Origin of the sequence: Mesorhizobium sp. (assembly GCF_017306585.1) — a bacterium.
Classification (GTDB): domain Bacteria; phylum Pseudomonadota; class Alphaproteobacteria; order Rhizobiales; family Rhizobiaceae; genus Mesorhizobium.
Map to the genome: position 1 here is coordinate 1 of NZ_JAFKIC010000044.1, position 7,815 is coordinate 7,815.

Here is a 7,815-nt window from a genome sequence, read left to right on the forward strand (position 1 = left end):
GCGACTGCGTCGTCACCAAACCCGACGTCAGCCTGCAGCTCGGTCTCGCCCCCAACAGCCTTGGGGGCGCCGCCCGCAACTGGCTTCCGGTCCTGCACGCCGATGACCGCGACACGTTCCGCACGACGCTCGACGTGGTGCTGGAGCACCGCCGTGGCAAGGTGGCGCAGAATTTCCGCCTGCGCGGCGCCGACGGCCACTATCACTGGTTCGCGCTGCGCGCGCGCCCGGTCATCGGATCGGACGGCGAGGTTATCCGCTGCGTCGGCACCATGGTCGACGTCACCGAACAGAAGAAGTCCGAGGAAAGGCTGCTGCACGACGCCGTGCACGACAATCTGACCGGGCTACCCAACCGCGAATTGTTCATGAACCGGCTGGAGGCGATCATCTCGATCGCCCGCACCGAGGAAAAGGTGCGACCGACCGTCTTCGTCATCGACATAGACCGCTTCAAGCAGGTCAATGACGGGCTCGGCATTTCGGCCGGCGACACCATCCTGCTCACCATAGCGCGCCGCCTGCACCGCTTGCTTAAGCCCAAGGATTCGCTGTCGCGCTTCGCCGGCGACCAGTTCGCCCTGATGCTTTTGTCCGAGCAGGATCCCGCGCGCATCGCGGGCGTCGCCGACGCGATCAAGCATGCCATCAACAATCCGATCACCTTCGCCAAGCGCGAGATCGTGCTGACCGCCTCGATCGGCCTGATCACCTGGACCTCGGCGCAGACCTCGGCCGAAGACATGGTGAAGGACGCCGAGCTCGCCATGCACCAGGCCAAGCGTTTCGGCGGCGACAGGATCGAGCCGTTCCGTCCCGCCTTCCGGACGGTCGGCACCGATCGGCTGCAGTTCGAATCCGACCTGCGGCGCGCCATCGAGCGGCGCGAATTCACGCTTGCCTATCAGCCGATCGTGCGCCTGGAAGACGGCAGCGTCGCCGGCTTCGAGGCCTTGCTGCGCTGGGACCATCCGCGCCGCGGCATGATCCCGCCGGCCGATTTCATCCCCGTCGCCGAGAGCTGCGGCCTGATCGTGCAGCTCGGCCTGTTCGCCATGCAGCAGGCCGCCGAGGATCTCGTCGGATGGCAAAAGCAGATCGGCGACGCGCCACTGTCGGTCTCGGTCAACCTGTCCAGCCGCCAGCTCATCCGCCGCGACCTGGTCAGCGATGTCCGCTCGGTCATAGCGCGGGCCAATCTGAAGCCCCGCTGCTTCCGGCTCGAACTCACCGAGTCACTGGTGATGGACAATCCCGAGCAGACAGCCCATGTGCTGACCAAGCTGAAACAGCTCGGCATCGGCCTGTCGCTAGACGATTTCGGCACCGGCTATTCGTCGCTCGCCTATCTGACGCGGTTTCCCTTCGACACCATCAAGATCGACAAGAGTTTTGTCGACGACAACACGCCGAAGCGTGCCGTGCTGCTCAAATCCATGGTCAACATGGCGCATGAGCTCGGCCTGTCGGTTGTCGCCGAAGGCATATCGGATGAACGCGACGCGCTGGAGTTGCGCCAGATGGGGTGCGAGTATGTGCAGAGCTTCATGTTCGGCGCACCGATGCCGGGCGATCAGGTGCTGAAGACGCTGAAGGACCAGTACCCGCTGACGCAGGCGTGAGAGCCGCACCGCGGTCATTTCTGCATCGGTACCCGCTAAAGACGAGCATGCGCGCGAGTGACCTCCGCGCATCTTGAGAGCGCAACATCGAGCGCCACCCGAGACGGCGCTGCGCTCAAGCTAATCCGTATGCCGGCATTTGCCACGGGTCGTCTTGAGAACGCTGAAGACCCAGCCACTCGGACCCCGGCCAGTTCGAACAGTTCCGCCGGCGCGCATGTTTTCAGAAAGATATGAGGTGAAGGCGGGTTCCCGCGCAGTTCGGGGAAAAATGCTGTTGCGAGACGATGTCTCGCCTCGATCTCAAGCCGCTGAGCGGCAATCTGCTCGTTCACCACGCCACTTTCGATCCACTGGACGGCGACCTCCATCATGAGCGGAGCCATTCCCCAGCCCGTGGCATATATGGCCGAACTCAATTTCTCGATTGTCTGGCCCCTGCCCCAGATGAAGGCAGTCCGAAGCCCTGGAGCTACGATCTTGGAGAGCGTCGAGACAAACAAAGTCGATGCTCCAGAAGGCAAGGCAGTCATGGGCTCGATGTCCGCCAACGGGCCATAGGCATCGTCTTCTATAACAAGCGTGCCGCTGCGGGCGGCCACGGCGAGCAGATCCCGCCGGCGCGCCTTTGACCAGATTTTACCAGTCGGATTATGCAGCGTCGGCGTTAATATCGCTGCGTCAACACCTGCGTCCGTTAAGGATTTGGGGAGAACGCCATCGCCATCCATATGTAAGTCGATGGTTTTCAATGCACGGCCTTGCGCCAGGGCTATGACACCCGAATAGGTCTGCGCCTCGATGCCAAGGGATTTTATGTCGAGGACACCGAGGATCGCCGCGAGAGCGGCTTGCCCCCCGGCGACGGGTACAATCTCTTCCGGCCGCGCCATGATTCCGCGTGTTTCCAGCCACCGAGCACCGGCGAGCCGTAGCCGTTGAATGAGCTTTCGGGACGCATAGCCTTGCCAGTCCATGCCGGGTGCCTTGATCGCTCGCTCGACCGCCTTTGCGAATGCATCGCTCGCCATTGCAACCGGGGTGTTCACCGAGAGATCGAGGACTGCCGGATCGCCCATGCGAGATGCGAACATCTCAGCGGCTCTGCTTCGTCCGAGAACATAAGTGCCTCGACCAACTTCGCCGTGTATGAGGTGGCGGAGCGATGCCTCGCGATAGGCTTTTGTCACCGTCGACGTGTCGAGGCCCAATCGCCACGCAATGTCGCGATGGGTCGGTAGCCGATCGCCAACTTTCAGTTCGCCTGTTTCGATCGCACGTTCGATAGCATCGGCCAATGCGAGATAGCGTGATCGTGTCGATGCGAGTTTAGGGATCCACGTCATTATTGTTTGCCAGACAATGTTTGCATTGAGCCAGACAATATTGGCCGTCATAGATGCTGGGGCAACCTTTTTCGGTTCCAAAGCCGACCCAAACCGCGGAAACCGACCTAATGAAGAGCGATTCCCAGTCAAACACTGTTGCGCTCGCTACAGCTCTCGCGGCAGTGACAATATGGGGAGCCTCACCCGCTGCGACGGCGGTTGCTGGACGCAGTATTTCCCCGGAGCTCATCGGTGGGCTACGCAGCCTTCTGGCCGGTATTCTCCTGCTGCCCCTACTGTTTCGGTTTCGAGACCGTCTGCCTTCAACCAGGCCAGCGCGACTCGAACTTGTCGCCGGCGGCTTTTTCGGTTTCATGGCCTATCCGCTTCTTCTGAGCATTGGCGTCCTGAAGACGTCGGTGACGCACGCCTCCGTAATCCTGGCGTCAGCGCCGATATTCACGGGACTATTCAGCTTCCTGATCACCAGACAATGGCCCAAGCCTCCGTGGTGGGGCGGTTGCATGGTTTCCCTTTCAGGAATCTTCATTCTGGTCATCTCACGAAGCCCCGCCGGGACGACAGGAATGCCCGCGACACTGCAGGGGGATGGGCTTGTTCTGCTCTCAGTCCTGTTTGCCAGCGCTGGTTATGTGTTCGGAGGACGGAGTTCCTCGCGGATCGGGCAATGGCCTGCGACGGCATGGTCGATCGCCGTGGGCGCATTGGCCTTTGCGCCATTTACGATCCCCGAGGCAGTCGGTTTTGACTGGACGGTCCCCAGCCTCTTTGAGCTATCGGCATTGGCATTCCTGGTGCTGCTCGTGACCATCGTCGGCTATGCGCTATGGTTCCATGCCTTGGGTGAAGCGGGAGCAGCCGCAGTCGCGCCACTGCAGTTTCTGCAGCCGGTCGTTGGCATCGTCGTCGCTGTTTCCCTGCTCGGCGAGGCGCTTTCGCTCAATACCCTGATCTCAGGGGCGTTCATCATCTTCGGCGTCTGGCTGGCCCGACGAGCATGATGACGGGAAACCGATGATTTCCGCGCAGCGGCCTGATTGACCGAAATCGATGACGTAGCACCGCGATTTATCACTTTTCGGGGCCATTTGGAAACTCCACTCCCGCGGCCATCTGGCGGCGCCTTCCGCGCATCCGGCCTTGGCCGACCGAAGCAGCCGGGAACCGCCATGCAGCTAAGGCCACGGCCGGCGTGGGCCGGTTCGCGAAATCGCCGCCATATGACTGGCAGGAGCGAGTTTCCAAACGGCCTCCGCGTCGGCGCGAAAGTTACGCGTGTCCGGCCGCCAGGCTCAAATGCGCCAGATCGATGCCGATCGAGGCAAGAATGCGATCGTATTTGCGCTCGAGATCGGCGTCGAACAGGAGTTCGGGATTGGCGGGACAGGTCAGCCAGCCATTCTCGGCAATCTCGGTTTCCAGTTGGCCAGCCCCCCAGCCCGAATAACCCAGCGCCATCAACGCATGACGCGGGCCGCGGCCCGCGGATATGGCGCGCAGGATGTCGACTGTCGCCGTCAGGCAGATGTCGTCGGAAACGGTCAACGAGGATTCCACGCGGTAGTCGCCCGAATGCAGGACGAAGCCCCGGCTGCGGTCGACCGGGCCGCCATTGCGCACGACGAAATCGCGCGCCTGCGCCGGCAGGCGTATCGCCTCCTGCTCGTTCATGATGCCGAGCTGCACCAGAAGGTCCGGAAACAGCATCTGCTGTGTCTGGTTGATGATCAGCCCCATCGCGCCCTCATCGGAGTGCGCGCAGATATAGATGACCGAGCGCGTGAAACGGTCGTCCTTCATGCCGGGCATGGCAATCAGGAACTGATCGTCGAGAAAGCCGCGTCCAGCGGCCGTCTTCTTGTGGCGCAACAAATCCATATAGCGAGGGTAACGTGTTTCCCAGGCGTCGAAAAGATGTGCGGCGCCGGATTCGACCAAAGCCCATGTTTCGTGTGCTGGCCTTGGCTTGCCATGGAGGGTCACGCAAATATGATACTGGCAAGACCATGAAATCATTGCACCGCCACGAACGGACGATCAAATCACCGCCATGCAAAGCTTGAAAATCCTGTTGCTCGGCGCCGCCATCGGATCCGCAACTGTCATCCCCGCCGCCGCCTCTTCGTCAGCCTGGTACAACAGCGAAGGCGGCAAGGTGCGGCTGGTGACGTCAGGCAAACCGGACGATGCGGGCCGCATCCAGGGCGTCCTCAACATCGCGCTCAAGCCGGGCTGGAAGACCTACTGGCGCGATCCCGGTGACGCGGGCGTGCCGCCGCAGCTCGACATTTCGGCCAGCACCAATATCGCCGCGGCGACACTCTCGTTTCCCGCACCCCAGCGCCACGACGATGGTTATGGCAAATGGGCCGGCTACAACTACCCGGTTTCGCTGCCGGTGACCTTCACCTTGGCGACGCCGAGCCAGCCGGCAGTCATCGATGCCGACATCTTTCTCGGCATCTGCGAAACCATCTGCATTCCCGTGCAGACACGGCTGACCGTCGATCCAGCTTCGGACCCTGACAATGCCGACGACGCAACCCTGGTCAAGGCGAGCTTCACAGCGCTGCCGGCGCCTGCAAAGCCTGACTTCGGCGTCAACGTGCTGCCGGGCGATCATGAGACGCTGGTCGTGGAGGCAAGCTTTCCGGGCGATCCCGAGGCCGCGGATTTCTTCGTCGCCGGCGAGCGCGACTATATGTTCGGCACCCCTTCGCGCAGCGAAAGGGACGGCAAGCTGATCTTCACCGTGCCGATCCTCGATCGTCCTTCGACGACACCCACGGATGGCGGATTGCACTACACGCTGACCAGTTCAGCCGGCGCCGTCGAAGGGCTTCTGCCTTTCCCGTGACGCCACCGGCCTGTTGCAGGACGCCGCCGAGTTCGCTACGCAAGCATGCATCTGCTCCCCATCCCCAAGCGAGGAACTCATGACCATTTCCGTTGGCGACAAGCTGCCTGAGACCACCTTCAAAACGATGACCGCCGATGGCGCGAAGCCGATCACGTCGGCCGAGATTTTCCCGGGCAAGAAGGTGGTTCTGTTCGGCGTCCCCGGCGCCTTCACGCCTACCTGCAGCAACAACCATCTGCCCGGCTACCTCGAAAACCATGACGCCATCCTGGCGCGCGGCGTCGACACCATCGCCGTCGTCTCGGTCAACGACGTCCACGTGATGGGCGCCTGGGCGCGCTTCACCGGCGGCGAAGGCAAGATCCTGTTCCTCGCCGACGGCAATGGCGACTTCGCCAAGGCGGTCGGTCTCGATGCCGACTATTCGGGCGGTGGCATGGGGCTGCGCTCGAAGCGGTTTTCGATGGTCGTGGAGGACGGCAAGGTCACCGCGCTCAATGTCGAGACCAAGCCGGGTGTCGATGAGTCGGGCGCGGCCCACATTCTCGGGCAGATCTAGGCTTCAACGACCGGTCGGGTGAAGCCGCATTGGCCGGTCTCGCCCGATCAGCGCCCGCATTTTCAGGACCGCGGGCTTTCGGGGGGATTGCAGGATGTTTGACATGTTGTGGCGCGCGATCGCGATCGGCATCGGCGCGACCGTCCTGATGGACATCTGGGCCTTTTTCCTCCACTGGGCGTTCGGTCAGCCGCGGCCGAACTGGGGGCCGCCAGGCCGCTGGGTCTGGCACCTCAAGGACGGCAAGGTCTTCCACGACGACATCGCCAAGGCCGCGCCTTATGCGCATGAGCAGGCGCTGGGCTGGGCTTTCCATTACTTCACCGGCATCGTCTACGGCATCATCCTGGTCGTGCTGGCGGGAGCAGGTTGGCTCGCGGCGCCGACCTTCCTGCCGGCCTTCATCCTCGGCATGGTGACCATCGGGGCCGGCTGGTTCCTGCTGGCGCCGGGCATGGGTGCCGGCTGGGCTGCTTCGAAGCGCCCCAACCCGATGCAGATTCGCGCCTTCAACGTGATCTCGCACACCGTGTTCGCGCTCGGACTTTGGGGCACCGCGCTCCTGATCCGCTGATTATCCGGCCTTCCGAGCTGAATCAGAGCGTCTTGAGCACCGTCTGATGGCACAGGGAGGGAAGGCTCGTCAGGAAGTGCGATTTATGCGCGTGCCTATCGACACGCGATTTGATATGCGCTCATACGAACCAACGACACTGACTGATTGGAAACCTTCATGAGCACGATCCTGAAAGGCCTGCCCACAGGGGAAAAAGTCGGCATCGCCTTCTCGGGTGGTCTCGACACCAGCGCGGCGCTGGTCTGGATGAAACAGAAAGGCGCCCGCGTCTTTGCCTACACCGCCAATCTCGGCCAACCCGATGAGAGCGATTACGACGAGATTCCGCGCAAGGCGCTCGACTTCGGCGCTGAAAAGGCCCGCCTGGTGGACTGCCGGACGCAGCTGGTTCACGAAGGCATTGCCGCGATCCAGTCGGGGGCATTCCACATTTCGACCGGCGGCATCACCTACTTCAACACCACTCCGCTCGGCCGCGCCGTGACCGGCACGATGCTGGTCGCGGCGATGCAGGAGGATGGCGTCAACATCTGGGGCGATGGCTCGACCTTCAAAGGCAACGATATCGAACGCTTCTATCGCTACGGCCTGCTGACCAATCCGAACCTGAAAATCTACAAGCCCTGGCTCGACCAGCAGTTCATCGATGAGCTGGGAGGTCGCACGGAGATGTCGACTTTCCTGACCGAGCACGGCTTCGCCTACAAGATGAGCGCCGAGAAGGCGTATTCGACAGACAGCAATCTGCTCGGCGCGACTCATGAAGCAAAAGATCTCGAACATCTCGACAGCGGGATCAAGATCGTCAATCCGATCATGGGCGTTCCGTTCTGGCGTGACGATTGCGC

General features: G+C 62.0%; 8 protein-coding genes. 6 read left to right on the plus strand and 2 right to left on the minus strand.

Features of this window, described 5'->3' with window-relative positions:
- Window positions 1-1,622, plus strand: a 1,622-nt coding sequence (locus J0I79_RS01645) for a GGDEF domain-containing phosphodiesterase (protein WP_292854864.1), incomplete at its 5' end; no start/stop codon positions are given.
- A 35-nt stretch (window positions 1,623-1,657) separates the two neighbouring features.
- On the opposite strand, the gene J0I79_RS01650 is transcribed toward J0I79_RS01645, so the two are convergent.
- Window positions 1,658-3,019, minus strand: coding sequence for a PLP-dependent aminotransferase family protein (locus J0I79_RS01650; RefSeq protein WP_292854866.1), 1,362 nt, complete (start codon window positions 3,017-3,019; stop codon window positions 1,658-1,660).
- A 59-nt stretch (window positions 3,020-3,078) separates the two neighbouring features.
- On the opposite strand from J0I79_RS01650, the gene J0I79_RS01655 reads away from it, so the two are divergent.
- On the plus strand, window positions 3,079-3,972 hold the full coding sequence (locus J0I79_RS01655; protein ID WP_292854868.1) for an EamA family transporter: 894 nt from the start codon (window positions 3,079-3,081) through the stop codon (window positions 3,970-3,972).
- A 268-nt stretch (window positions 3,973-4,240) separates the two neighbouring features.
- On the opposite strand, the gene J0I79_RS01660 is transcribed toward J0I79_RS01655, so the two are convergent.
- A complete protein-coding gene (locus tag J0I79_RS01660) occupies window positions 4,241-4,849 on the minus strand; it encodes a YqgE/AlgH family protein (protein WP_292854869.1) in 609 nt (202 codons plus the stop codon).
- A gap of 172 nt (window positions 4,850-5,021) precedes the next feature.
- Between J0I79_RS01660 and J0I79_RS01665 the strand changes: the two genes are divergently transcribed.
- The 4 genes from J0I79_RS01665 to argG form a co-directional block, all read left to right on the plus strand.
- Window positions 5,022-5,828 carry a protein-disulfide reductase DsbD domain-containing protein gene (locus tag J0I79_RS01665; protein ID WP_292854871.1) on the plus strand — a complete coding sequence of 269 codons (807 nt, stop codon included), beginning with the start codon at window positions 5,022-5,024 and terminating at the stop codon, window positions 5,826-5,828.
- Between the two features lie 79 nt (window positions 5,829-5,907).
- On the plus strand, window positions 5,908-6,390 hold the full coding sequence (locus J0I79_RS01670; protein WP_292854873.1) for a peroxiredoxin: 483 nt from the start codon (window positions 5,908-5,910) through the stop codon (window positions 6,388-6,390).
- 94 nt (window positions 6,391-6,484) lie between these two features.
- On the plus strand, window positions 6,485-6,964 hold the full coding sequence (locus J0I79_RS01675) for a DUF2938 domain-containing protein (RefSeq protein ID WP_292854875.1): 480 nt from the start codon (window positions 6,485-6,487) through the stop codon (window positions 6,962-6,964).
- 159 nt (window positions 6,965-7,123) lie between these two features.
- On the plus strand, window positions 7,124-7,815 hold a 692-nt coding region (gene argG / locus J0I79_RS01680), incomplete at its 3' end, for an argininosuccinate synthase (protein ID WP_292854877.1).